Source organism: Peribacillus sp. SRI_006 (assembly GCF_057586375.1).
In genome coordinates this window covers 162607-186888 of the sequence record NZ_JBYCZT010000012.1, presented here as the reverse complement: position 1 = coordinate 186888, position 24282 = coordinate 162607, and the positions used below count along the sequence as shown (strand labels likewise).

Annotated in this window: 28 protein-coding genes and 1 other annotated feature; of the genes, 21 read left to right on the top strand and 7 right to left on the bottom strand. The window is 41.5% G+C overall.

All coding sequences use genetic code 11. From position 1 onward, the window contains the following. Nucleotides 1–227 precede the first annotated feature (227 nt). The 5 genes from AC2YHV_RS18770 to AC2YHV_RS18750 all read left to right on the top strand — a co-directional run bounded on the left by AC2YHV_RS18770 (nucleotide 228) and on the right by AC2YHV_RS18750 (nucleotide 3676). Entirely contained in the window at nucleotides 228–1160 is a 933-nt protein-coding gene (locus AC2YHV_RS18770; RefSeq protein ID WP_098866310.1) for an ABC transporter ATP-binding protein, read from the top strand. Beyond that, nucleotides 1160–2113 (top strand): DUF2705 family protein, encoded by a 954-nt coding sequence (locus tag AC2YHV_RS18765; protein ID WP_191929407.1) that lies wholly within the window; start codon nucleotides 1160–1162, stop codon nucleotides 2111–2113. The genes AC2YHV_RS18770 and AC2YHV_RS18765 overlap by 1 nt, the downstream gene beginning before the upstream one ends. 152 nt (nucleotides 2114–2265) lie before the next feature. After that, complete coding sequence (locus tag AC2YHV_RS18760) at nucleotides 2266–2421, top strand: hypothetical protein (protein ID WP_164468796.1); 156 nt, start codon at nucleotides 2266–2268, stop codon at nucleotides 2419–2421. A gap of 80 nt (nucleotides 2422–2501) precedes the next feature. Further along, nucleotides 2502–3044 carry a hypothetical protein gene (locus AC2YHV_RS18755; RefSeq protein ID WP_487373820.1) on the top strand — a complete coding sequence of 181 codons (543 nt, stop codon included), beginning with the start codon at nucleotides 2502–2504 and terminating at the stop codon, nucleotides 3042–3044. A 428-nt stretch (nucleotides 3045–3472) separates the two neighbouring features. Then, nucleotides 3473–3676, top strand: coding sequence for a zinc ribbon domain-containing protein (locus AC2YHV_RS18750; protein WP_057276417.1), 204 nt, complete (start codon nucleotides 3473–3475; stop codon nucleotides 3674–3676). A gap of 63 nt (nucleotides 3677–3739) precedes the next feature. Here the strand turns inward: AC2YHV_RS18750 and AC2YHV_RS18745 are convergent, their stop codons facing one another. Then, nucleotides 3740–4606, bottom strand: coding sequence for a LysR family transcriptional regulator (locus AC2YHV_RS18745; protein WP_106028572.1), 867 nt, complete (start codon nucleotides 4604–4606; stop codon nucleotides 3740–3742). 133 nt (nucleotides 4607–4739) lie between these two features. On the opposite strand from AC2YHV_RS18745, the gene AC2YHV_RS18740 reads away from it, so the two are divergent. Then, on the top strand, nucleotides 4740–5873 hold the full coding sequence (locus tag AC2YHV_RS18740) for an NADH-dependent flavin oxidoreductase (protein ID WP_487373819.1): 1134 nt from the start codon (nucleotides 4740–4742) through the stop codon (nucleotides 5871–5873). 43 nt (nucleotides 5874–5916) lie between these two features. Further along, nucleotides 5917–6813: a DMT family transporter gene (locus AC2YHV_RS18735; RefSeq protein WP_487373818.1), complete on the top strand. Its 897-nt coding sequence runs from the start codon at nucleotides 5917–5919 to the stop codon at nucleotides 6811–6813. 24 nt (nucleotides 6814–6837) lie between these two features. Here AC2YHV_RS18735 and AC2YHV_RS18730 read toward each other — a convergent pair whose 3' ends face one another. After that, complete coding sequence (locus AC2YHV_RS18730) at nucleotides 6838–8247, bottom strand: LysM peptidoglycan-binding domain-containing protein (RefSeq protein ID WP_487373817.1); 1410 nt, start codon at nucleotides 8245–8247, stop codon at nucleotides 6838–6840. Nucleotides 8248–8517: 270 nt separating this feature from the next. On the opposite strand from AC2YHV_RS18730, the gene AC2YHV_RS18725 reads away from it, so the two are divergent. The 4 genes from AC2YHV_RS18725 to argS all read left to right on the top strand — a co-directional run bounded on the left by AC2YHV_RS18725 (nucleotide 8518) and on the right by argS (nucleotide 12963). Beyond that, nucleotides 8518–9027, top strand: coding sequence for a DinB family protein (locus AC2YHV_RS18725; RefSeq protein ID WP_487373816.1), 510 nt, complete (start codon nucleotides 8518–8520; stop codon nucleotides 9025–9027). Nucleotides 9028–9295: 268 nt separating this feature from the next. Further along, nucleotides 9296–10327 (top strand): Delta(5) desaturase DesA, encoded by a 1032-nt coding sequence (desA, locus tag AC2YHV_RS18720; protein ID WP_202311864.1) that lies wholly within the window; start codon nucleotides 9296–9298, stop codon nucleotides 10325–10327. Nucleotides 10328–10420: 93 nt separating this feature from the next. Continuing rightward, entirely contained in the window at nucleotides 10421–10963 is a 543-nt protein-coding gene (locus AC2YHV_RS18715) for a response regulator (protein WP_487373815.1), read from the top strand. 67 nt (nucleotides 10964–11030) lie between these two features. Next, nucleotides 11031–11249 (top strand) — a binding site (T-box leader). A 34-nt stretch (nucleotides 11250–11283) separates the two neighbouring features. Next, the gene (argS, locus tag AC2YHV_RS18710; RefSeq protein WP_487373814.1) at nucleotides 11284–12963 is read left to right on the top strand and encodes an arginine--tRNA ligase; all 1680 of its coding nucleotides are present in this window, start codon (nucleotides 11284–11286) and stop codon (nucleotides 12961–12963) included. A gap of 82 nt (nucleotides 12964–13045) precedes the next feature. On the opposite strand, the gene AC2YHV_RS18705 is transcribed toward argS, so the two are convergent. Further along, entirely contained in the window at nucleotides 13046–13468 is a 423-nt protein-coding gene (locus AC2YHV_RS18705; RefSeq protein ID WP_098936237.1) for a hypothetical protein, read from the bottom strand. 228 nt (nucleotides 13469–13696) lie between these two features. Between AC2YHV_RS18705 and AC2YHV_RS18700 the strand changes: the two genes are divergently transcribed. From AC2YHV_RS18700 to hxlB, 6 genes are all read left to right on the top strand, one after another. Then, entirely contained in the window at nucleotides 13697–14734 is a 1038-nt protein-coding gene (locus AC2YHV_RS18700; protein WP_487373812.1) for a LacI family DNA-binding transcriptional regulator, read from the top strand. Between the two features lie 72 nt (nucleotides 14735–14806). Further along, complete coding sequence (locus AC2YHV_RS18695) at nucleotides 14807–15577, top strand: sugar phosphate isomerase/epimerase family protein (RefSeq protein ID WP_063575149.1); 771 nt, start codon at nucleotides 14807–14809, stop codon at nucleotides 15575–15577. Next, nucleotides 15564–16535, top strand: coding sequence for a sugar kinase (locus AC2YHV_RS18690; RefSeq protein WP_106028579.1), 972 nt, complete (start codon nucleotides 15564–15566; stop codon nucleotides 16533–16535). The genes AC2YHV_RS18695 and AC2YHV_RS18690 overlap by 14 nt, the downstream gene beginning before the upstream one ends. After that, entirely contained in the window at nucleotides 16517–17800 is a 1284-nt protein-coding gene (locus AC2YHV_RS18685) for an MFS transporter (RefSeq protein WP_268565154.1), read from the top strand. Before AC2YHV_RS18690 ends, AC2YHV_RS18685 begins: the two co-directional genes overlap by 19 nt. Then, nucleotides 17797–18429, top strand: a complete 633-nt coding sequence (gene hxlA, locus AC2YHV_RS18680) for a 3-hexulose-6-phosphate synthase (protein ID WP_098936235.1) — start codon at nucleotides 17797–17799, stop codon at nucleotides 18427–18429. The genes AC2YHV_RS18685 and hxlA overlap by 4 nt, the downstream gene beginning before the upstream one ends. After that, the gene (gene hxlB / locus AC2YHV_RS18675) at nucleotides 18426–18977 is read left to right on the top strand and encodes a 6-phospho-3-hexuloisomerase (RefSeq protein WP_487373811.1); all 552 of its coding nucleotides are present in this window, start codon (nucleotides 18426–18428) and stop codon (nucleotides 18975–18977) included. The genes hxlA and hxlB overlap by 4 nt, the downstream gene beginning before the upstream one ends. Before the next feature lie 111 nt (nucleotides 18978–19088). On the opposite strand, the gene AC2YHV_RS18670 is transcribed toward hxlB, so the two are convergent. Next, nucleotides 19089–20270 carry an NAD(P)/FAD-dependent oxidoreductase gene (locus AC2YHV_RS18670; protein ID WP_063575153.1) on the bottom strand — a complete coding sequence of 394 codons (1182 nt, stop codon included), beginning with the start codon at nucleotides 20268–20270 and terminating at the stop codon, nucleotides 19089–19091. Nucleotides 20271–20308: 38 nt separating this feature from the next. Beyond that, nucleotides 20309–20740, bottom strand: coding sequence for a DUF1641 domain-containing protein (locus AC2YHV_RS18665; protein WP_048687523.1), 432 nt, complete (start codon nucleotides 20738–20740; stop codon nucleotides 20309–20311). Nucleotides 20741–21061: 321 nt separating this feature from the next. Between AC2YHV_RS18665 and AC2YHV_RS18660 the strand changes: the two genes are divergently transcribed. Beyond that, on the top strand, nucleotides 21062–21232 hold the full coding sequence (locus AC2YHV_RS18660; RefSeq protein ID WP_156500248.1) for a hypothetical protein: 171 nt from the start codon (nucleotides 21062–21064) through the stop codon (nucleotides 21230–21232). A gap of 61 nt (nucleotides 21233–21293) precedes the next feature. Further along, entirely contained in the window at nucleotides 21294–21449 is a 156-nt protein-coding gene (locus AC2YHV_RS18655) for a hypothetical protein (RefSeq protein ID WP_487373810.1), read from the top strand. Here the strand turns inward: AC2YHV_RS18655 and AC2YHV_RS18650 are convergent. Next, nucleotides 21437–21817 (bottom strand): hypothetical protein, encoded by a 381-nt coding sequence (locus AC2YHV_RS18650; protein WP_487373809.1) that lies wholly within the window; start codon nucleotides 21815–21817, stop codon nucleotides 21437–21439. The genes AC2YHV_RS18655 and AC2YHV_RS18650 overlap by 13 nt on opposite strands. A gap of 220 nt (nucleotides 21818–22037) precedes the next feature. Continuing rightward, the gene (locus tag AC2YHV_RS18645) at nucleotides 22038–22622 is read right to left on the bottom strand and encodes a DJ-1/PfpI family protein (RefSeq protein WP_063575154.1); all 585 of its coding nucleotides are present in this window, start codon (nucleotides 22620–22622) and stop codon (nucleotides 22038–22040) included. Nucleotides 22623–22771: 149 nt separating this feature from the next. Here AC2YHV_RS18645 and AC2YHV_RS18640 point away from each other — a divergent pair, with 149 nt between their 5' ends. Further along, nucleotides 22772–23203 (top strand): Lrp/AsnC family transcriptional regulator, encoded by a 432-nt coding sequence (locus AC2YHV_RS18640; protein ID WP_034304284.1) that lies wholly within the window; start codon nucleotides 22772–22774, stop codon nucleotides 23201–23203. 118 nt (nucleotides 23204–23321) lie between these two features. Continuing rightward, the gene (locus AC2YHV_RS18635; RefSeq protein WP_328118127.1) at nucleotides 23322–24152 is read left to right on the top strand and encodes an STAS domain-containing protein; all 831 of its coding nucleotides are present in this window, start codon (nucleotides 23322–23324) and stop codon (nucleotides 24150–24152) included. The last annotated feature ends 130 nt before the right edge of the window (nucleotides 24153–24282 follow it).

Below are 24282 nucleotides of genomic sequence, written 5' to 3'. Positions count from 1 at the left end.
TCCTTACGTAATCGTATAAAATGGTAACGATATATAGGAGTTGTTGCTATTTCGAAGAAAAAAAGTGAAGGCAGTGTTTTGGGATAATGGGGGCGGGAAGTTGACGCCGGCGGAGGCATTGGTTCAATATACCTAATTAGAAGAATATCAGTATAGTAATAATATGCATAATATGGTAATGTTGAATTTGTGTGATTTTGGAAATTTATAAAAAAGGAAGGTATTATATGTCTGAATCGGTTCTTAAGGTTCAATCCTTAACTAAAAAAATTGGAAAAGCAACCATCGTAGACAATGTTAGCTTTGAAATAAAAAGCAATGAAATATTTGGTTTACTAGGTCCGAATGGTGCTGGGAAGACCACGATCATCCGTATGATCACAGGTCTCATCAATCGTACGGGCGGTACGGTCATGATCAATGGCAGTGACCTCGATCATGATTTCGAAGGTGCGATGCATGAATTGGGGGCCATTGTTGAAAATCCGGAGTTCTATAAATATATGACAGGCAGAAAGAATATCCTGCATTATGCCCGGATGTCATCCAATGACATATCCAATGAGAGAATAGAAGAGGTCATTAAGCTTGTCAAACTGGATCATGCCATTGATAAGAAGGTTAAAACCTATTCATTGGGAATGCGCCAGCGCCTTGGCGTGGCACAGGCCATTTTACATAAACCGTCGTTATTGATTTTTGATGAACCGACGAATGGCTTGGATCCGCAAGGGATTCGCGAGTTTCGTGATTATTTGAAAGTACTGGCAAGTGAAGGCGTCGGGATATTGATTTCATCACATTTACTATCGGAAATGCAATTGATGTGTGATAGTTTTGCCGTTATCGAAAAGGGAAAACTGATCCATACGAAAGAACATATTGTTGATGAAAAAACTGAAACGATCAATGAAGTGTCATTCACCGTCAGTGATGGGAAGCTAGCTAAAAAAATCCTTCAAGAACAGTTTGCGGATATCACGATCCTAAAAAGTGGTGCGAAGAAAATCTCCGTATCGGCCACCAGAGAACAAACAGCCCATATAAACAGGAGTTTTAATGCAAATGATCTGGATGTCTTTGAAATTGGCATAACCAGAAAAACGCTGGAAGATAAATTCTTCGAAATTACTGAGCAGGAAATGAGGGAGTCTGTATGATGTCCTTAGTAAAAAATGAATGGATGAAAATCTTTTCAAAAGTATCAACTTATATATTCATCGCTTTTCTATTATTGGCAGCATTAGGGGCTGCGGTCATCGATTATAAACTAAGTCCTGACGAAACGAATAAAGATTGGAAGCAAGAGTTAAACGCCGATATCCAAGAACAGGAAAAGGCTTTGGAAGCTAAGGAAATCAGTGAAGAAGAAAAAGCCGCCATCATGGAAGAAATTACTTACAACAAGCAACTGTTGGCTGATAATATAAACCCTGACTTAAACACGAATTGGACCTATATGGCTGAATGGACTACAACATTAACATCATTTGTCACTTTATTCGTCGTTATTGTTTGCAGCTCGCTCGTTTCCTCGGAATTTTCCGATGGGACCATTAAACAACTGTTGATCAGGCCTTATAAACGTTGGAAGATCCTTCTTTCCAAATATATTACTTCCTTGTTATTTGCAGCGTTATTACTTGCGAGCCTGCTTATATTCAGTTATCTAATCGGAATCATATTCTTTGGCAATGGTTCGTATTCAGACAAAATCATGGATCCTGCATCTTTCGAATTCAGTCCGGTGGTAGTCGGCGAATATTTCGTGGACATGATCGTTTACTGGATACCAGGATTCCTAGTCATCACGACCATCGCTTTCATGTTAAGCACATTATTTAAAAACCAAGCACTAGCAGTAGGTATATCCATTTTCATCCTATTTGCCTCTTCGACATTAAATATGGTCATTCAATCATTCATCGGAAAATACGAGTGGTTAAAATTCGTCTTATTCCCCCATCTCGATTTAAGGGGCTATATTTCCGGAACGATAGACATGTTCGATGGAGCTACACTTGGATTCTCGATGGGTGTACTGGGAATCTATTATCTTATCTTTTTAGCGCTAACTTTCTTCTTCTTCCAGAAAAAAGATATCACTAATTAAATAGAGCGAAAAACCGAAATCAGTGGATGATTTCGGTTTTTCTTATACAACAGGAATGTTGCTGCTTAGAATCTGGCATAAAGTGAAACCTTTATCCAAAATTATCCGTATAAGATAATATGAGGATATTCAGTTGGGTTTAGGGGTGGAAAATGAATAAAAACAAGGTTCTATTAATTGGACTTATAGGATTTTCTTTATTTCTAATGGGCATGGTGATATCACAATGGACAGTTGCTGGCGTAGTGATCGGGATAGGCGGGGGGTTCGTAATGGGGATCAGTTCCTACCTGTTTGCTAGTCAGTAGCTCCATGTACATATGAACAATACACTAGTTAATTGCGGACTTCGCGGAAATAATCTGATAGAGATGGAGCAGATTTAAAGATGGGGAAAATGCATTATAAACGAAAGTTAGTCATTGTATTTATAATTATTGGAATAGCGTTAGGGTTCTATGTGTACTCGGCATTCTCTCAAAAATTGACAAAATCAACAGATTTGTCTGATGAAACTATCGGGGGATTTAAAGTGTTTGATAACATATCGAGTCCGGAATTCATCAGGGAATATGGAGAACCCATCGATCAGGATAATAATAAGGCTTATGATTATTATTATTGGAAGGGCGGGTTGAAAACGGCCTCTATCAATACAGACGAGGAAAAAGGGAAAATCATGCGGTTGATCATTTCAAGTACGGACGACGCCCAATTTGAAAACTCCCTTCAAACAAGCAAAGGCATTAAATTAGGAAGTAAGAAAGCGGACGTCCTTTCGAAGTACGGAGATCATTATTATAAAAGTTATGAACAGGGAGCCGATATTATCGGATACATTGACCATAAACGAAATATTACCTTGGAATTCTGGTGTGTACCAGGTGGAAGGGTCGCCGAAATACGATTGGATGATGCAGATGTCATTTAATGATTTCACCAGCGTCCCCGATTATCGGTTTTAGCTGTTTAAGTGAATAAGAAAGCGATGCGATAAAATAATATGTTCATAAAAAATTTCATCTATCATTACATCATTTATCCGATCATATTTGTTGGGGTATATGCATTATTTGCTATTTTTAAGCTTGATGATACCCCGTTCCTATAAGTGATGCCATGCATATGATTTTAATCTATTATTTTGCAAGTAGTGTGTATAATGCTTTGCCTACCATTAAGTCTAACCGTAATAAAAAAGGCAGCCAATAAAACAGTACTCATTGGAATTTACATATTTTTGCATGAATTCCGAAACCATTTATCCACGTTATCCGTATATGTAAGTATGAACGGTGCCGGGAAGCTCCGGTATTTATAAGCATTTATCATTTTAATAAATTTGGGAGATGAAGGATCATGAGCGAAAAGGGTTGTATGAAATGCGGAAGCAATGATGCTGCCAAGAAGGATGTAGCCATGACAGGAACAGGCTTGTCAAAAATGTTCGATGTCCAGAATAATCAATTTACGGTTGTGTATTGCAAGCAGTGCGGTTATTCGGAGTTTTATAATAGGCAATCATCTGCAGGCAGTAATCTGCTGGATCTATTCTTTGGATGATCATCGGCACGACAAGAATCCCCTTTCATGAAAAGAGGATTCTTGTTTTTTTCATACTGCCCATTACCCGATGAAGTGATTTTGAACGACTTTTGTAAATTCCTTGGCGACGGGTGAAAGGTGTTTAGCTGATTTCATGACCAATCCGATCTCCCGGGAAAGTTCCGGGTTCAAGGGCAGGCTTTTGATGCGTTCGGGTTTTTCCGGTAAAGCCAGGTCTGGCATAATCGTGATGCCTAATTTTCCTGCTACCATTGAGAGCACCGTTTGATTGTCTTTAATGTCGTATGAAATGTTTGGTTTTATCTTGGCTTCCAGGAATCTATCTTCTATGAGTGTTTCACAGCCAGATCTCAGCATGATGAATGGTTGATCAACGAAGTCTTCCAGGTTCAATGAGGTTTTCCCTGAAAGCGGATGGTCTTCGTACACGACAGCTGATAGAGGATCTGTTAGCAGAGGGATGAATTCCACGTTCTTTACTGGTTTTGCTGCAAAGCCGATGTCCACTGTTCCTTCTTCGATCCATGTTAAGATTTCCTCATATCCACCTTCATGAATCAGCAAATCGATATTAGGGTATTTTTCTTTAAAGATGGAGAATAGCTTTGGTATGAATCTGGCAGTGAAGCTTGGAAAACTGCCAATCGTTATTTTACCGATTTCCATTCCATTCACAGCTGCAATCTTTTGTTCGATATGTGCAAGGTTGGCAGCAATGGCCCGCATATGTGGAATGACTTGTTCTCCCGCAGTCGTGAGTGTTATACCTTTTCGGTCACGCTTCAATAAAGTCACACCAAGTTCCGTTTCAAGTGCTGTAATGTTATGGCTCACGCCTGATTGAGTCAGTCCGATCCGGTCTCCCGCTTTCGTAAAACTTCCGTGTTCAACAACATGTAAAAAGACTTCCAGTTGAAAAAAATTCAAATGCCCCACACCCTTCTTCTATGAATTATACATGAGAAACTCTAATCCAAGTAATGAAAAACATTCATTTTACTTATGATGTGGTCGAGAATACAATAACATTACAAATTAAAATACGAATGGGTGATGGAAAATGATGAAACGGAAATACGGGCAAATTTTTTCACCGTACACGCTTTCTAATGGAACGGTTCTTAAAAACAGGATTGTAGTTGCGCCGATGACCACTTATTCAGGTCAAGAGGATGGCTTGGTTTCTGACGAGGAATTAGCCTACTATAAAAGAAGGGCGGATGGACCTGCCATGTTCATTACTGCTGCTGCCGCCATTTCCCCTGTTGCGACAAGCTTTCCCCGGCAAATGAAAGTATATGATGAACAAAGCATCGCTGGACTCACTGAGCTTTCAAAAACCATCAAATCCAAAGGTGCAAAAGCCATTCTCCAGCTTCATCATGGCGGAAGCGAGAGCCTTCCAAGCTGTACAGGCGGAGAAAAAATGGTTAGTCCGAGCGGAATCATTGCAAGCGTTTATAAAGGAATGGGCGAAGAGTACATTCCAAGGTCAATGAGCCACACTGAGATTCTATCCACTATTCAAGACTTTGGAAGAGCCACCCGCCATGCCATTCGTTCAGGATTCGACGGTGTGGAAATCCATGGAGCGAATGGCTATCTCCTGCAGCAGTTTTTCTCCCCCCACTCTAACAGACGGAGAGATCATTGGGGAGGGAGTTTGAAGAATAGAATGCATTTTCCACTTGCCGTCATCGCGGAGGTGAAGCGGATCCGTGATCTATATGCAGACAAGGAATTCGTTATTGGGTATCGGTTCTCCCCCGAAGAACCGGAAGAAGGCGGATTGAAAATGGATGATACAGCTGCATGGGTAGATGAATTGGCAACTCAGGGGCTTTCCTATTTACATCTTTCTGTTAAAAATGTCTGGTCCATGCCTAGAAGCGGATTGAACAGGGGATTGACAAGGACCGAAATTCTCCGCGATGTCATCGCTGGCAGGACCAGTTTCATATCACTTGGATCGATTCATACTCCAGAGGAAGCAAATGCTGTGCTTGAGAAAAATATACCGCTTTTCGCTTTAGGAAGGGAATTGCTGATGGAACCGGACTGGGCTGCCAAAATAATGGAAGGCAGGGAAGACGAGATCAAGACGACCTTACCGCGCGATAGCAGGTGTGCATTAATGATTCCGGATCAAATGTGGGCGAATATCATTACTCGTGACGGCATGCCCGAGAAATGATAGTATAAATGTAAAAAATGGAAATTTCATGAGGGGAAATTAAATGAATAAAATAGCACTTCTTCAACTGTCTCTAGCCATGACAATCTTCGGTTCTGTCGGTTTCTTTTCGGAACTATCAGGACTTCCTGCATTGGAACTTGTTTTTGTTCGCTGCATTTGTGCTGCCGTTTTCTTATGTGCAGCCTGGATGATTACCGGACATTTCAAGAACGAAATATGGAATGGCAGGGAGGTAATGCTCATCATTTTCTGCGCGGTGGCCAACTTGTTAAACTGGATATTCCTCTTTAAATCTTTTGAGCTGATATCGGTGACAATCGCCATTTCGCTTTATCATTTAGCGCCGATCCTTGTACTCATTATAGGGAGCCTCATTTTTAGGGAGAAAATGAATGTATTCTCCATCTTGGCCATTTCCCTTTGCTTCATTGGCACATTACTCATTATGGGGACAGATGGATTTCGATCATCATCTCCTGAATGGGAGGGCATCATGTATGGGATCATTGCTGCCTTTTTCTATGCGGCAACCATGCTTTTAGGAAAGAGCATTACAAAGACCAGTGTATATGCGACCACATTTCTGCAAATGTTCATTGGATTTCTATTACTGATTCCTTTTGTCGATTATTCCGTATATTCAACGTTAAAATCTTCCGAATGGTTTTATACGGTGCTTACCGGCATCATCCATACAGGCGTCGTGTATTTGCTGTTTTTTAATAGTATTCGCCATTTGCCTACAAATGTAGTATCTTTCATGATTTTTGTCGATCCGGCAGTTGCCATCCTTTTGGATATTCTGCTTTCAGGATTTAAACCGGACGGGATTCAAATTCTGGGTATTTCCTTGATATTTATTGGGGTGGTCTATTCACTTAAAACGACTGGACCGACTGAAAATGATGTCATGCAAAAAAGGCCGCACACAATGTGAGGCCTTTTTCCTTTATGCATGTACCTATTGATTAAAATGATAGACATCCCAAATGTCAGGGGTTTCTGATCCAATGTACCAAGCAGCTGCACCGCCTAGATGATTTTGTTTAACCAGGTCCATACGGAGCTTCATCGATTTTTTATCTTCTATCCAAATTTGATGCTTATTCCCTTTGGAAGTATACACCACGTAATTTTGTTGCGTATTTTTATCCCATACCTTATTAAGTTTTTGAGTTGAAATGATTTTGTTGACCTCAGCCATGGTAAGGTCATGACTTTTCACTTTTTTGGTCGACAAATCGGTCACCCATTCTCTCGTATAAAATGGTACAGCCAATATGATCTTATGAGCAGGAACTTCTTTCATTAAAAGCTTGGTTCCTTCTTTGATCCAAGGTAACGAGGAAACGGACCCGGCTACTGGGCTCCCTCCCCAATGCTCGTCATAACCCATTATGATTATATAGTCGGCTACTTTGCCAAGTGCTTTCCTATCTAAGCTTTTTGACCAATAAGGGTCTTCATTTTCTCGGGTGACATCCACAGACACTTTAATTCCATGCGGTTTTAGTGCCTTTTTCAGTTCGCCTATGAAAAGTACAAAGTGCTTCTTATTTTTTGGATCGATGTTTTCGAAATCTACATTTATTCCATCACTTTTCGTTTTAACAAGTGAATCGCGTAAAGCTGAAACTAATTTCTGGCGTTTTTTTGTATTGCCTAGTACAGAACCAGTTAATACAGGGTCAAATTTATTCCCGATAAGCTGCCAAACTTGTTTTCCTTGTTTATGGGCAGCTTGGATGTATTTTGTATCTACAGAAACGGAAACGTAATTACCGGTATCCGTCAGCGTATAAGAACGGGGAGATACTACATTCAAATTGGGGTGTTTAAGTTGCTGGGTATAGCTTTCTTTCGATCCGTTATGCTTCCAGCCCATGACGATACGATTTTGCACCTTATTTTGAAGCTGGGATTTCTTTATCCAGCCCTTTTTTCCGCCAAGCAATTGAACCTGGTAGTAATAATCAGGAACCTTCAATTTTTGGCCCACTTTAAGGGTAACCGTGCGTAAGTTATTTAATTTCGTCAAATCATTTGTTGTTACCTTGTATTTAGTAGAAATCTTCCACAATGTATCGCCTGATACAACCTTATGGATCTTATATTTCTGGGGAATCTTCAGGCTTTGGCCAACAGTTATTTCGGAAGAAGTTAATTTATTTACTTTTTGCAGCTCACTTACTGAAGCACCATATTGATTTGCTATTTTCCATAGTGTGTTTCCAGACTTCACTTTATGAATGATGGGCCCTGCGGAATCCCCAACGGAAGAAGAAATGATGGGAAACTCTTCGCCCTTCTTTAATGTCTTTAATAGAGTGGAACCTAATTTAGGAGAACTAAAAACTTTTGTATTGTCCACTTTAACAAAACCTATGGATTGGGTTTTACTTGATGAATGACCACTGGTTGGAAAGAGACACATACAAAGAAGGCTTAGCATGATAAAACATCCAAAGAATTTTTTCACAATGATTTTATTCCCCTTTGTAAAATTTAACTTTACTAGTTTACTATGGAGAATAGCCATATAAATAGAGGTACATTGTGGAAAGGCATTTCTAACCATCGTGTGGGACGAATTATTCCGTAAGAAGGACAAGTGATTTGTAAGTAGAAGGGGAGGGTTTATATGTCAAATTTTGCATTACAGTTTTATGATTACAACATATGGGCAAATAATCAGATTTTCAACCGTTTAAAAGAGCTTCCAAAGGATGTATACCATCAAGAAGTTCAAAGTGTGTTTTCATCAATATCGAGTGTGATGGCCCATGTGTATCTTTCCGATCTGGGGTGGGCGGAGGTTTTTTCCGGTAAAAGCATGAATCATGCATTGGAGCTGGCTGAACAACGGAAGGAACAAATGAAGTCAAAGGAATTGGAGGAAATGGAGGCCATGTTTATTGAGTTGTCCGAGCGGTACAAATCGCTGCTTGGCCAAAAAGAAAATTTAGATAAGCCTCTAATGATTGAGAATCCAGCTGGCGGACAAATGAAAACAAGTGCAGCCGAACTGGTACCGCATGTCGTGAATCATGGAACCTATCATCGCGGCAATATCACGGCCATGCTGCGCCAAATGGGTTATGCCTCAACTTCGACGGATTATGGTCTTTATTTATTTTTAAAAGGAGAGTAACGGGCCTTCATTTGCTTACTGATGGGACTGTAAGCATTGACAGTCCTGTTCTTAAAGTAAGGCCGCCTGTTATTTTGAAGATAAAGAAATCCTATATTTGTGTACAGGTTAACCGGTTCTTCCTGGTTGGCCTTTTTTACGTTTGTCACTGGAAATGACTTGTACATGACATTTGTCATCTTCTAGTCATGACACCTGGTACTAATAAAATCAGGTTGGATTCTTTATACTATGGATAACGACAAATAAAAGGAAGTGCAATTGAAATATGACCTTGCAAAATACGAAATCCTTGAAAAAACAAATTGCTCCTTTTGAACAATCAACGACAAAGCAAAGTATATGGCAGATCATCAATACCTTGGGGCCGTTCATCATTTTATGGTACCTAGCATATATAAGTCTTTCCGTTTCTTATTGGTTAGCTTTAATCCCAGCTGTGTTTGCTGCAGGATTCTTGACGAGAATATTCATCATTTTTCATGATTGTACGCATCATTCATTTTTCAAAGACCGCCGTGCGAATAGAATCGTCGGTACGATCATGGGTGTTTTGACTTTATTCCCGTTTGATCAATGGGGACATGAGCATTCTGTGCATCACGCAACAAGCGGTAATTTGGATAAGCGGGGTACAGGTGATATTTGGACCCTTACGGTAGATGAGTATTTGGCTGCACCGTTTAAACTTCGTTTTGCTTATCGTTTTTATCGTAATCCGTTGGTCATGTTTGGTTTGGGGCCGATTTATGTTTTCCTTCTTAAAAATAGATTTAACCGTAAAGGTGCTAGAAAGAAGGAAAAAAATAATACGTATTTGACGAATGTATTAATCGTCGTTTTTGCGGCATTGCTTTGCCTGGCAGTAGGCTGGCAGTCGTTCCTTCTGGTACAAGGTTCCATTTTCATGATTTCCGGTTCAATCGGCATTTGGCTGTTTTACGTCCAGCACACATTCGAGGACTCTTATTTTGAAGAAAATGAAGAGTGGGAATATGTATTGGCAGCAGTGGAGGGAAGTTCTTTTTATAAGCTTCCAAAACTGATGCAGTTCCTTACTGGCAATATCGGTTACCATCATGTTCATCATTTAAGTCCAAGGGTGCCTAACTATAAATTGGAAATGGCGCATAATAATACGCAGCCTTTAGAGAACGTTCCGACGATCACTCTTGCGACAAGCTTGCGCTCACTCCGTTTCCGTTTATGGGATGAGGAATCCAAGAATTTCGTCAGTTTCAAGGACATAAAATATTTAACGAAAAAAAGTGTTCCCGCTCAAGTGAAATCTGAACTGTAACGTTCATGTATCATTCAAGACTCCCTTAATAATCCTCGGATTTGGGGAGTCTTTGTTTCATATAAGGAACTCGATAAAGGAGAGAACTTAAAAATGATTCGAATTGTCATTGCAGAAAATCAGCAAATGCTTTTAGAGGCAATAAGTTCTCTACTCAATCTTGAAGAAGATATAGAAATTGTCGGGCAAGCCAGTAACGGAGAAGAAGCGATGGCTCTTGTACAGCAATTACGGCCTGATGTTTGCATCTTGGATATGGAGATGCCTGTAATGAGCGGACTTGAGGCAGCGGAAGCATTAAGGTCATTTGAATGCAAAGTGGTCATTTTAACGACATTTCGAAGGACTGGTTATTTTCAACTCGCATTAAAGGCTGATGTAAGTGGTTATTTATTGAAGGATAACCCGGGTGAAGAGTTAGTCTGCTCGATTCGCAGCATAATGGATGGCAAGCGAATATACTCCCCAGAGCTTATTGATGGGCCTACCAGCCATAATGGCCGGGAAATGGGAGTGTTAGGGCTGTTAGCCGATGGTCCATCCAATATTGAGCCGTCCAATCAAAGCGGCACAATTGGGACAGTACGGAAGTATTTTTCGACGATCAAGGATAAAATGAAGTTACCGGCTGGTTAGGATTTGTTTCTTAAATTGTGTTGACACGTTTTTTTAAATTGTGTACGATGGATTAAATTATAATATTGAAAATTCTGTGATGAAGAGAGTAGTTCATTTTGAAATGGAAAGCGAGTTAGGGATGGTGGGAGCCTAATGCAGGTCGGATGAATGAAGCGCACTTTGGAGAAATTTCTTGAAACGTTCAGTAGGGAATATCGGGGAGTCACCTCGTTAACAATGGAAAGTGGCCGCAATTTGTGGCAACTAGAGTGGTACCACGGGAATTCATGCTCTCGTCTCTTATTTAGAGGCGGGGGCTTTTTTGTTTAGGAGGGAAAATGTCGATGAATAAACCAATTGCAGAATTGATTTCAACTGCTTTGAACAATGAAATGCCAGCAAGTGAAATAGAAAAATTAATGGAAAAGCCGAAATTGATGGAGTTAGGTGATGTCGCCTTCCCATGCTTTACTCTTGCGAAAAAATTCAAAAAATCGCCTCAGGTGATTGCGTCGGAAATAGCTCAACAACTAAACAGTACGTTGATTCAAGAAGTGAACGTAGTGGGAGGTTATCTGAATATCTTCGTCAATCAACAGATGGTGACGGAAAACGTGCTGCAAACGATATTAAGGGAAAAGGATCAGTATGGTTCGATGCAGCCTGGACAGGGAAATGTCGTGATTGATTATTCCTCCCCGAATATTGCCAAGCCTTTTTCCATGGGGCACTTACGCTCTACGGTCATAGGAAATGCACTGGCCAACATTGCCGAAAAAAATGGCTACAATGCCGTGCGTATCAATCATTTAGGAGATTGGGGCACGCAATTCGGCAAGTTGATTGTCGCGTATAAGCTGTGGGGAGACAAAGAGGCAATCGAAGCTTCGCCGATTCAGGAATTATTGAAAATCTATGTGAAGTTCCATGAAAGAGCAGAAACCGATGAATCGTTGAATGACCAAGCACGAGCAAGCTTCAAGTCGCTTGAAGACGGGGACGAGGAAGCACTGGCATTGTGGAAATGGTTCAGGGATGCGTCTTTAAAAGAATTCGAGACGATTTATGATTTATTGGGCATCCGTTTTGATTCCTATGCCGGCGAAGCATTTTACAATGATAAAATGGATGCGGTTGTCGGGGAACTAAAAGAAAAAGGCCTGCTTGCCCTTTCAGAAGGTGCCTATGTCGTGCAATTGGAAGATATGCCGCCTTGTTTGATTACGAAAACCGATGGTGCGACACTTTATGCCACACGTGATTTAGCTGCAGCCATGTATCGTAAAAAACAGTATGAGGCAAAGAAGACATTTTATGTGGTCGGAAATGAACAATCCCTGCACTTTAAACAACTCTTTAACGTCATTGAAAAAATGGGGTATGAGTGGTCAAAAGACTTACAGCACGTAGCATTTGGCATGATGCTAAAAGACGGTAAGAAAATGTCGACCCGTAAAGGGAAAGTCGTGCTGCTTGCGGATGTATTGGCAGAGGCGATCGAAACTGCGAAGCGCAATATTGAAGAAAAAAATCAAGCGCTTGAACAGAAAGAACTGGTTGCAAGACAGGTCGGTGTCGGAGCGGTAATCTTTAATGATTTAAAAAATAACCGCATGAACGATATTGATTTTTCATTAGAGCAAATGATGAATTTTGAGGGAGAAACGGGCCCATATGTACAGTACACATATGCGCGAATTTCCTCCTTGCTTGAAAAAGGTGATTTTAAAGAGCAGGCCATCCAATATGAAGCTTTAGGCGAATATGCGTGGCCAGTCATCCAGCTGCTGGAGCAATACCCGATCATTGTCCAAAAATCATTTGAACAAGCCGATCCATCACAAATCGCGAAATTCAGCTTGCATGTATCGCGTGCATTCAATAAGTATTATGCACATTCGAAAATCCTAGTGGAAGATGAATGGAAACAAATGAAGCTCTCATTCGCTTTTTCCGTTGCGATCGTATTGAAGGATGCGCTAAGTTTATTGGGAATTTCAACGCCGAATAAAATGTAATGCATGTCTATAAAAGGAGCCATTTTGTTTCAAAATGGCTCCATAATTTATCAGATATATCCTTGCATGAACGTAAGCTCTTTTATTTTAGAAGAAAAGTATCTGTCTTGGGCTGTCCTTTTTTCTCCCATGTAATATGCAACTTGTACACATGCTCTTTTTTTGGAGGATCACCCAAATAAAAATCCGTTGATAACGGATTTAATTTTGTAACAGAGCCATCTTCACTTTTTCCTTCTGTAAATCCCTTATGTTCCACTACTATTTTTCCATTATCAGTAAAGGTTACTACTTTTATCTTGACCTTGCCACCAGACTTTTGTTGAAGATGTCCAATCCATCCGCCAACTGTTTCATCAGAGTTTTTCTTATAATTTGCTTTCCACATACCATTATCAGATGTGCCTCCAATTGCAATACTGGAATAATACAAATAACCTCCGATAGCAACACCCATACATATAACTACAACAAGTAACCATTTTGAATATTTATTTTTCATCAAAAAAAGCCTTCCCCTCTCTGTAACTGTTTATATTATACAGTTTAGTTAATATATTTTAGTATAGGGAAATGAAGGAGTGCGGTGAAAAAAAACAACGGGCTGTCAGCTTAGCTACGCATTTTCAGCGGAAGAAAAAGAATTTGAATAAAATGGATTGACATTCATTGGTAATGTGTTAATATTTATAAAAATGGAAGCGGTTCCAAAATTCGCGAATGGATGAATGTAATGGTTAAACAAGAAAACGTAAAGGTTACAATTTACGATGTTGCTAGAGAAGCAGGTGTTTCAAAGACCTCTGTTTCCCGGTATTTAGGGGGGAGATTTGATGAACTCTCTGACAAAACCCGTAAGAAAATCGAGCTGGCAATCAACAAAATGGATTACCGCCCAAACACGATGGCAAGAGGGCTCAAAAGCAATAAGAGTTATTTGATTGGAATCATCGTGGCGGACATCAACAATCCATATACGACGGCCATCCTTCGGGGGGCTGAGGATATATGCAGCCAGAATGGATATAATCTGATGATTTGCAATTCGGATAATAACCCCGAGAAGGAAAGAGGCTATTTTGATATGCTTTTATCCCATCGCATCGACGGGCTTATCATTCATACGACTGGCGGTAATCACGACATGCTAAAACAGATGCAAGAGCAAAAGACCCCGATCATCCTTTTGGATCGGAAGGTGCCAGATCTTGAAATCGATACGGTAGGATTGGATAATTTTCAGGCTACTTCACAAGCGGTCAATTATTTGGTTGGCCAAAACTATGAACGAATTGCTTTTTTCAGCGAACCTGCCAGCAATGTCAGTACCAGGCATGAGCGGCGGCTATCCTTTCAGCAAACGTTGATGAGCCACAGCCATCCGAGTTCAGGTGATGTTTATGAGGTCAATGTCGATGATTTAAAAGATGTCGAGTCCAAGCTCAAGCATTTTTTAGATGACTCAAAAGGCGCATCAAGAGCTATATTGACGGCAAATAGTGTCGTGCTATTAAAATTAATTCTACTTTTACAAGAAAAGAAACTGTCAGTCCCGGAAGATTTAGCAATGATGGGATTTGATAATCCGGATTGGAGCACCATCGTTTATTCGGGCATTACAACGATTGAACAGCCCACATACCAAATCGGGGTCGCTGCTATGGAAATGATCCTGCGCCGCATTGATGGACAGGCTTCCCCAGCGCAGACAATGGCGTATCAAGCGAAATTGAATATAAGGGAAACGACTCCATTTATACAAAAATCATAAGTCTTCTAAACTTGAAGACTTTATTAACTCACAAAATGGTACCGATACCATTTTGGGGTCAGGAGGATTAATATGAAAGTCTTTGTATGCATGAATTCAATACCGGCCGAAAAGCTTCAAGCGCTCGGACATCTTGAAATCATAAAACTAGTAGCAGCCGCTGGAGCTGATGGAATCGAAATCAGAAAAGAATTATTGACGCCGGATGATTCTCTGGAAGAATTGGGTGCCTTATGCAGGGAGCTTAACTTGGACATTTATTATTCCGCTCCTGAATTCCTGATCGGCTCGAACCATCAAATGAATGAAATAGGTTTTAAACGCTTGGCAAGGGAAGCGGATGAATTGGGAGCGGAATTGCTGAAGATGCCTCTAGGAAACTACGATTTTTTTGAAACAGATATGTTTCGAATGAATGAAGCCTTGGTGGAAAATCTGCAAAACCGTGAAATGAAAATCACCATCGAGAATGATCAGACGCTTGGCGGTGGAAATGTAAACCGGATCGCTCATTTCCTGAGTTGCTCCGAAAAGTTCGATATCCCGATTAGACTGACATTTGATACGGGCAATTGGCTGTATACAGAAGAAGTTCCAATGGAAGCTGCGAAGGATTTAGCGGGATATGTGGACTATATTCATTTGAAGCAAGTGAAGCGCGAGAAAGAGGGTTGGGTGACTGAGCCGGTATCGATGCCGCTGCTGCCTGAGGTAATGGAGTTATTGGAAAAGTTTAATGGCGCTTGTCCGGTAGCGATTGAGTTCCCGGTAACATTGGAAAATGTAGCGACTTATATTTCACTTATGAAAATGGAACAGGAGGTCAGCCATGAACGAGCTTAAAGTACTGACGATGGGAGAGGCAATGGCGATGTTCATTGCTGAGGATTCGGGCAGCCTTGATGATTGCATGCGTTATAAGCGTTATGTGGCAGGGGCCGAAACGAATGTAGCAATTGGCCTGTCAAGGTTAGGGATTAAAACTGCATGGATGAGCAAGGTGGGCGATGATTCGTTCGGGCGCATGATTATGAAAACGCTCACAAATGAGGGGGTGGATGTCTCCCATGTTTTGATGGATCCATTCAATCCAACTGGGTTCCAGTTAAAATCCAAAGTCGAACAAGGAGATCCGGTCGTTGAATACTTTAGGAAGAATTCAAGCGCCAGTAAGATTTCCCTGGAGGACTTTCCCCTGGAGAAACTCCCTTCAACTCAGCACCTGCATTTAACGGGGATACCTCCTGCCATTTCCGGCAGTTTCAGAGATCTGTCATGGCAAGTCTTGAAACATCTGAAACAAAAGGGTGTAACCGTTTCATTCGATCCAAATCTGCGTCCATCACTCTGGCCGAATGAAAGGGAGATGATCAGCATCGTCAATATGTTTGCGGAGGAGGCGGATTGGCTGCTTCCCGGAATTCAGGAAGGTGAAATTCTTACAGGATACAGCAACAAAGAGGATATCGCCAGTTACTACCTCGAACTCGGTGTTAAGCTTGTAGTGATTAAACTCGGGGAAGAAGGAGCCTACTTTGCAACCCAAGATGAAAGGAAGGAGGTACCGGGTTTTACCGTAGCGGAAGTCGTGGATACCGTAGGGGCAGGAGACGGGTTTGCTGTCGGGGTAATCAGCGCTTTACTGGAAGGGGCATCGAATGAAGAAGCAGTTTTACGCGGAAATGCGATAGGGGCTAAGGCCGTGATGTCTTCCGGAGATCACGAAGGCCTTCCTGATATGGAAGAGCTAGAACACTTTATGAAAAAAGGAGTGCTTCAATCATGTCTCAATTACAAGTAGCTTCGAGAAAAAGGTGGATGAGATTGATCCCCTTAGTGTTCATCACATACAGTCTCGCTTATCTCGACCGTGCCAACTATGGGTTTGGCGTAGCGGGAGGAATGGGGGAAGACCTTAATATCACAGCCGGGGTATCCTCCTTTCTGGCCGCGCTGTTTTTCCTTGGTTATTTCTTCTTTCAAATTCCAGGTGCACATTACGCAGAAAAGAAAAGTGCCAAAATCCTGATTTTTTGGAGCTTGATTCTCTGGGGAGGACTGGCGACCTTGACGGGGATGGCAACAAGTGTGGCATGGCTCTATCCGATTCGCTTCTTGCTTGGTGTTGTTGAAAGCGCTGTTATGCCCGCGATGCTCGTCTTCTTAAGCCACTGGTTTCTAAAAGAAGAACGCTCCCGGGCCAACACCTTTTTGATTCTGGGGAATCCAGTTACTGTATTGTGGATGTCGATCCTTTCCGGCTACCTATTGAAGGCATTCGACTGGAGATGGCTGTTCATCATTGAAGGACTTCCGGCTGTCCTGTGGGCGTTTATCTGGTATAAGGTCGTCAATGACCGTCCCAAAGATGCCAAGTGGCTTACAGATCAGGAAAAGCAAGATATGGAAGCGACCCTCCAGAAAGAACAGGCTGCATTAAAACCTGTGAAAAATTATAGGGAAGCTTTTAAGTCAAAGCAGGTCATCGTCCTCAGTATCCAATACTTCATGTGGAGCATCGGGGTTTATGGGTTCGTCATGTGGCTGCCGTCCATTATTAAACAAGCGTCGAGCATGGATATAGTAGCAACGGGCTGGCTTTCAGCCGGACCTTATTTGTTAGCGGTCATTTCGATGCTGGCACTATCCTATTTTTCGGATAAAACATTGAATCGAAAAACGTTCGTTTGGACATCGCTGCTTGTGGGGGCAATCGCATTCTTCGGGTCTTTCATGCTCGGCACATCGAATTTCTGGCTTTCATATGCCCTGTTGGTTATTGCAGGCGGTGCGATGTATGCGCCATATGGACCGTTCTTTGCCATCATTCCTGAAATTCTCCCAAGGAATGTGGCAGGCGGAGCAATGGCCCTGATTAATAGCATGGGAGCGCTTGGCTCATTTGTAGGTGCTTATTTCGTCGGATATTTAAACGGATTGACCGGCGGGCCTGGAGCATCCTATATTTTCATGGCGGGATCGTTATTGATTTCAGCGTTACTCACATTGATGGTTAAAAAGCCTGCGGTTACGTCAGTCAAGCAAATGAAGGTGGCTTCGTCATGAAAATACAGCTGGCGTTGGATCGCATGAATATGGAGGAAGCCATTGAAATGGCACGAAGCGTGGAAGCCTCGATTGATTGGATTGAGGTGGGGACTTCCCTGATTAAAGAGTTCGGAGTGAATAGCATCAAAGAAATGAAAAATCACTTTCCGGATAAAAAAATCGTTGCCGACATGAAGACGATGGACAATGCGGCTTATGAAATGGATCTTTGCTTTCAAAGCGGGGCTGATATAGCTACGGTAATGGGGGCTGCATCGGATGTAACCATCCAAAAATGCTTGGAAAAAGCGCGTGAATACAAGGGGCAGATCATGATTGATTTATTGAATGTATCCGATACCCGGCTTGAGCAATTACGGATTTACCGTCAGGCGATATTCTGTGAGCATGTAAGCAAGGACAGCCAGGAGAATTCAGGTCATGCCATGATCAATATGAGAAATCATGCTGGGTCCATGAGGGCTGCAGCAGGAGGGATCACTCTTTCGTCCTTGCCTGTAATGGTCAGGAAGGGGCTGGATGTCATCATCATTGGCTCGGCGATTACAAAAGCAAAGAATCCAGCAGAAGCTGCCCGTCTATTTAAGGAAACGGTGAATGGAAAGAAAGGTGTGAAGGAAGTTTGAAGAAGGAAATTGGGGTTATTTTAGAAGAAATGAACGGTGTATTTCACAAAATGGACGGAGGGGTAACGGATGTGCTCCTAAAAAATTTACGGACCGACACCAGGATCTTCATCGTTGGTGAAGGCAGATCGGGCTTCATGGCCAAAGCCTTTGCGATGAGATTGATGCACCTTGGCGTAAACGTCTATGCAGTCGGGGAAACGATTACCCCTTCTATTTCGAAAGGCGATCTGATCATAGCCATTAGCGGGAGCGGCTCGACCAAAAGTGTGATATCAGTTGCAGCAAAAGGCAGGGAAGTGGGATGCAAGGTGTTTTCGATCACGACGAATGACCAATCGGAATTGGCGAATGTCTCTCATGAGGTCTTGGTGATACCGGCAGCAACGAAAAATCGCTTGGAACATGAAACGAAAAGCGTCCAGCCTTTAAGTTCTTTGTTTGATCAATGTGTACATGTTTTATGTGATGCAGTATGCTTGGACTATTCATTAACCGAGTCCATCAGCCACGAGCTTACTTATTCCAAACATAGTAATGTAGAGTGAAATATGGCGGGACCCCTTCAGCGGGTGCCCGCCTTTTTTGATATGAAAAATGCCCTTACTCCCAAACGGGAATAAAGGGCATGTACCGTGAACATGTCACGTCAATTAGAATTAATAAGCCAGGCTGAATAGGGCTTTGATGTGTGATAGGTAGCGAACATTACTTGCTTCTTTCATCAATGTAGCCGGAAGGCCTTTAAGGGACGTGTTATTGGCCCCAACGGTTGCCACTGCATCCTTACGGCCAAGGCTCGCAAGTGTACCTGAGTTTACAGGTGAGAATTCTTCAAGTTTCTTGCCTTCAAATGCTGCATATAGGTTGTATCCAACGAGCTCACCCATTTGCCAAGCATTTTGTGCAGTAGGAGCATATGGACGGCCGCCTTCTGGAGGGAACGCAACGGCACTGTCGCCGACAACGAATACGTCTTTATGGGATTTGGATTGCAAATACTCATTGACGGTTGCTTTGCCGCGATCTACTTCAAGGCCTGATTCGCCTACGATAGGAAGAGCCGCAACTCCGCCTGTCCAAACAAGCGTATTGGCCGTTATCGTTTGTCCGTCTTTCAATTCGATTTGATTTCCTTTAACACCCGTTACAGGCAGACCTGTCAGGAATTCAACGCCGCGTGCTTCCAAGCTTGTCATGGCACGTTCGATTAAGTGATCAGGCAGTACTGGAAGGATTTTTGGACCAGCTTCCACAAGCTTGATTTTCAAGTCCTTGAAGTCCACTCCGAACTTTTTGGCGATTTTAGGGAAATGATCCACGATTTCACCGATTAACTCAACGCCCGTCAATCCGCCGCCGCCGATCACGATGGTTGCGTCCGCTTCATTATTCGTTTGAGAATATTCGCGAATGCGATCTTCGATATGTTTGTAAATCTTGTTTGCATCATTTACGGATTTCAAGACCATGCTGTTTTCCTCAAGTCCCGGAATGCCGAAGAATCCTGTTTGGCTTCCCAAAGCAACAACCAGGGCATCATAAGATAATGTGGAACCATTGGCAAGTTTCACTTCTTTATTATCGACCGAGAATGACTCCACTTTGGAAATGACAAGGTCGATATCTTTTCCTTTGAAAAGCTTTTCCAAAGGAATGGAAACGGCTTGTTCAGAAATGGATCCGCCTGCAAGACGGTGCAATTCGGTGATGATTTGGTGCGTTGGAAATTGGTTCACCACTGTGACCTGCACTTCATCCTTTTTGTAATATTCACGTACGGATAAGGCAGATAGTAATCCTGCGTAACCTGCACCTAAGATGACGATTTGTTTTGACATAGTTAATCCCCCGTCCTTACTGATTGAAAGTTATCAAATTATTTTTGGTTTTTACGTTCTGCAGAGACTTCAAGAAATGCTTGGGCGAAACGGAAAAGCTTTTGTGCTTCCGGATCTTTCATCATCCTTAACAAACCAAAAAGACCGATTACATCATTATTCGCTTCTGCACGATCCTTAGCCTCGATGGCATTAGCAGCAAGCCCTTTCACTGAATGGACCACAGGTGTCGCGATCTCCGAAATGGCGCTGACCGTATCATTTTTCAACACATCATCAGTCGCAACCGATTGAGCGAAATCATAAGACTTTGTTAAAATATTCACTAACTCAGTTAGTTTTGGTAACTGCTCGACTAAAGTGTTCAATGATTCCTGAACCTCAGGCTTTAATAATTGGTCCAGTACATCTAATTGTTTTTGGCGGGCATTAAGTTGTTCAGTTTGTGATTGGGTAATCGTTTCTGACATATCCAATTCTCCTTTGCAATAAGCATTTTGTTGATGTAATTAGAAAAACTTGTAAAATATTACACAATGTGAGACGAGAAAAAATACTAACAAAAATGTAATAAAAGCTAAACTATAGTATATCCCTTTAGTGGCTTGAAAACAGCTGATTTTTTAAAAAAGATTCATAAAATCATCTTTTCCTGCTTATTTGAAGTACAGATATTAATGAAAGTTACCTGTTTTTACCTAAAGTGTACTGTAAGAGGGTGTCTGCCATCGACGCCTGTCGTACATATTTCCATCTTGATTTGCCATCCTAAATGATGGAGGTGAAAAAATGTGACGGATCCAGAATCTAAACTTACAGAAGAGAATAATGATAAGAAGCTTCATAAACTGGTTGGCAGTATGGAATATACTAAAACGCAACTAATGGAAGGTATGAATGGAATTTCTGAAGTTTACCTCAAAAACAGCGAGGAAGGCACATCGGAAACACCTGATAAATAATATTGTTGTGTAAGCATACTTAAATAGCAGGAACAACAGGCTCGAGGAAAACATACAAAGCGTGGAAGATAAATTCGCCAATGGCGAGCTGGGTAGTCTCGATGTCATTCGCCGGTATGGTGTCATCATCGATTATGCAACGAATAAAGCCTTGCCGGAATCAACAAAACAGTTCCGTGCATCCATGAAAACCCGTTCATTGGCTTATTGGAAATAACGTGAAACAGGTTCCGAATTCACTCGGAACCCCAGACTGCAGATCAACTCGAAAAACAAAACGAGTTTGCCTGCAGTTTTTTTTGTGTAAAAAAAGGATCCAGTTGATTTCAGAAATCCGCTCCCTTTCCTCCACTGTCTGCCAAGCCTCCTCACCGCAAGCGGCTGCGGGGTCTCGGCTAGCCAGTTATTCGGCAGGAGTGTCGCAATTTTCTTCAATCTTTTAAGGGTTTCATCCATATAAAATTGTAAAAAACATAACCAAAGGTTTCTTTTAAAATCATGGTTTGGAATTAGACCATTCCGTACCTCTTTTTGCCGCTGCTTTCTCGGTCCGTTGTACTTCATAATTGCTTTGATATCTTCCATGTTTCAAGTTTTCATCCTTCTAAAAAGACTGTAGGAGAAAGAGTTCAGAAAAAGTATTTAAATAAGGTTCCTGAATCAACTGACCTAAAGTATTACCTTCGACTCCAAGTATGATTTCCATCTGTATTTTGTAACAAAGTGCGACTCCCCGACCGCCCGCGGATAAGCAGGTTTCTTGAGCGGAAATCACCCCCCAATCGTGTAGGTTTCGAAGATATTCTTAATGGAAACCCATCAATTCCTTCACATGTTCACAATTATCTTTGGAAGTGAGCATTTCCAAGAGCGTAAAGGCAACATCGAATGCTGTGGATGGATTGTAGGATGTAATGATATTGTCCGTGACGACAATCGGTTCGTTCACGACAATCGCCCCAAAATCTTTTAGCTGCCCCTGTCTCTTACTGGTTGGGTGGTTGTATGTTGTGGCTTTTCTTCCATTCAATATCCCGCTTTTTCCTAGTGGGAGGGAACCTACACAAATGGTTGCGATGATTTTGTTCTTATTATGAAAATGCTTGATCACATCAAGAAACCTCTGATCATAGGCATCCTCATAGAAACCGGCTTCTTCAAAGCCTCCTGGAATGGCCAGAGCATCGTAGTCATCAAGGTTCACTTGATCGAGGGTCAGTTCGGGCTGCACGATGAAATTCCAGGTGCATTTCAATCGTTCGTGAAGTCCCACCGTAACCAGGTCAGTGGTGCCATCGCCCTCTAATTTATTCCACCCCAATACATCTGTAAACACACTTGCTTCAACCGCTTCGAATCCATTGGATAGCAGCATCAATACTTTTTTCATAACAGCATCCCCTTATTTATATTTGAATTAATTATATAAAAAGCAAATTCCTTTATACATGTGATTAATTACGTATTCATCTCATTTCTTTTTATTTTATAATGTATTTGAAAGGATTCTGTTAATAATAAAAAGTGGGGGCGATTGAGTTGGATCGAACGGATAAAAAAATACTTTCCTTGCTGGAGAATAATGGGCGCATGTCCATGAAAGAACTGGCGCAAGAAGTGTCCTTAACGGCACCAGCAACGAAAGAACGTGTGAATAAATTAGAGGAAAGCGGAGTGATAAAGGGGTATAAAACGGAAATATCACTTGAAAAACTTGATAGGAGCATTACGGCATTCATATTATTCGAAACGGATAGATGCAAAGATTTTTATCAATTTAGCTTGAGTCACCCGGAAGTACTGGAATGCCACCGGTTAGCCGGTCAATACAGTTATCTTATTAAAATAAGTACATATTCGATGGAAACGCTGGAAGACTTCGTCGATGAAGCCATTAAATACGGGAAATCTTCCACCCATCTGATCTTTTCTTCCGCATCGAAAAATGTTTTTTCAGGAGAGGAGATTTAACCAGCTTCAATACCTTCTCTTTAATATATGAGCGATTAGCAGGAAAAAACTCCACACATATAGAAAGTAAATAGTAACAAAAATCACAGTTGGATGTTCAAAAAGGGAGTGGAGAAGAGTGAGTTTTGTTTATGATGAAGATAAAATAATGGAATTCCTTTTGCAGAATAAAAGTGAGTTTGAAGAATATCTTTTATCAGCAGCGGTCAATGTCAGGGATAAAATCGAAGAAATCCTTCTGATTGGAAATGTCGATCTTTTGAATAATGCACATAAGCTCGTCCGTTATATAGTGGAGCAGAATGAAACGGATTTGATTTCCTTTGCCGAACAAGAGGGAGTTACGTGGGCAACCCACTCCTTGACGCTTTCATTCAAGCTGGAATGGATTCAGGCCCTCCGCAGAACGCTTTGGACCTTTCTTTATAAGTTCGAACAAGAAAAGAAAGCGTTTATTGAGGATTCCAAGGTCTTTTTTGATTTAGAAAAAATAGTGAATGAAAAGGTTGATGAATTTCTTAAATCCTTTTTCGTCAGTTACTCCGATTACAAAGACAAATTGATTCTCGCTCAGCAAAACTTGGTGGAAAATCTATCCGTCCCGATCATTCCCATCACTTCCACCACTTGTGTCCTTCCGTTAATTGGGACAATCGATTATTCACGGATACAGATAATCGAAGAAAAGGTATTGATGGAGATAGGTAAACTTCGGATACAAACCTTGATCTTGGATTTGTCCGGTATCATCGAAATCGAAGTTGAAATGATCACTGATTTGATGAAAATCCTCGATGGAACGGCAATGATGGGGTGTAAAGCTGTGGTGACTGGATTACGCCCAGAGGTTGTTACGAAAATGATCCGTTCAGGGATTCAGCTCGATAATAAAGCAGAAACAAAGGGAACGCTGCAGCAGGCCTTGAAGGACTATCTTGTAGTCACCTAAATCGTGAAGTGGGAGTCGCCATGTTTTGGTGGCTTTTTTTTGTAGGTAATTTGGAATATTAAGGAAGATTATTTGTGGTTTTATTCTACCAAAATAAGTAAATGGAATGGGGGAAGAATGCTCCGGACAG

Excerpts from the sequence above, each read along its gene's own strand:
- AC2YHV_RS18700 (WP_487373812.1), top strand. The coding sequence starts at position 13,697 with ATGGTTAAACAAGAAAACGTAAAGGTTACAATTTACGATGTTGCTAGA.
- AC2YHV_RS18645 (WP_063575154.1), bottom strand. The coding sequence starts at position 22,622 with ATGAAAAAAGTATTGATGCTGCTATCCAATGGATTCGAAGCGGTTGAA.
- argS (WP_487373814.1), top strand. The coding sequence starts at position 11,284 with ATGTCGATGAATAAACCAATTGCAGAATTGATTTCAACTGCTTTGAAC.
- desA (WP_202311864.1), top strand. The coding sequence starts at position 9,296 with ATGACCTTGCAAAATACGAAATCCTTGAAAAAACAAATTGCTCCTTTT.
- AC2YHV_RS18665 (WP_048687523.1), bottom strand. The coding sequence starts at position 20,740 with ATGTCAGAAACGATTACCCAATCACAAACTGAACAACTTAATGCCCGC.
- AC2YHV_RS18750 (WP_057276417.1), top strand. The coding sequence starts at position 3,473 with ATGAGCGAAAAGGGTTGTATGAAATGCGGAAGCAATGATGCTGCCAAG.
- AC2YHV_RS18725 (WP_487373816.1), top strand. The coding sequence starts at position 8,518 with ATGTCAAATTTTGCATTACAGTTTTATGATTACAACATATGGGCAAAT.
- AC2YHV_RS18735 (WP_487373818.1), top strand. The coding sequence starts at position 5,917 with ATGAATAAAATAGCACTTCTTCAACTGTCTCTAGCCATGACAATCTTC.
- AC2YHV_RS18715 (WP_487373815.1), top strand. The coding sequence starts at position 10,421 with ATGATTCGAATTGTCATTGCAGAAAATCAGCAAATGCTTTTAGAGGCA.
- AC2YHV_RS18765 (WP_191929407.1), top strand. The coding sequence starts at position 1,160 with ATGTCCTTAGTAAAAAATGAATGGATGAAAATCTTTTCAAAAGTATCA.
- hxlA (WP_098936235.1), top strand. The coding sequence starts at position 17,797 with ATGAAAATACAGCTGGCGTTGGATCGCATGAATATGGAGGAAGCCATT.
- AC2YHV_RS18740 (WP_487373819.1), top strand. The coding sequence starts at position 4,740 with ATGATGAAACGGAAATACGGGCAAATTTTTTCACCGTACACGCTTTCT.
- AC2YHV_RS18685 (WP_268565154.1), top strand. The coding sequence starts at position 16,517 with ATGTCTCAATTACAAGTAGCTTCGAGAAAAAGGTGGATGAGATTGATC.
- AC2YHV_RS18695 (WP_063575149.1), top strand. The coding sequence starts at position 14,807 with ATGAAAGTCTTTGTATGCATGAATTCAATACCGGCCGAAAAGCTTCAA.
- AC2YHV_RS18690 (WP_106028579.1), top strand. The coding sequence starts at position 15,564 with ATGAACGAGCTTAAAGTACTGACGATGGGAGAGGCAATGGCGATGTTC.
- AC2YHV_RS18770 (WP_098866310.1), top strand. The coding sequence starts at position 228 with ATGTCTGAATCGGTTCTTAAGGTTCAATCCTTAACTAAAAAAATTGGA.
- AC2YHV_RS18755 (WP_487373820.1), top strand. The coding sequence starts at position 2,502 with ATGGGGAAAATGCATTATAAACGAAAGTTAGTCATTGTATTTATAATT.
- AC2YHV_RS18760 (WP_164468796.1), top strand. The coding sequence starts at position 2,266 with ATGAATAAAAACAAGGTTCTATTAATTGGACTTATAGGATTTTCTTTA.
- AC2YHV_RS18650 (WP_487373809.1), bottom strand. The coding sequence starts at position 21,817 with ATGGAAGATATCAAAGCAATTATGAAGTACAACGGACCGAGAAAGCAG.
- AC2YHV_RS18670 (WP_063575153.1), bottom strand. The coding sequence starts at position 20,270 with ATGTCAAAACAAATCGTCATCTTAGGTGCAGGTTACGCAGGATTACTA.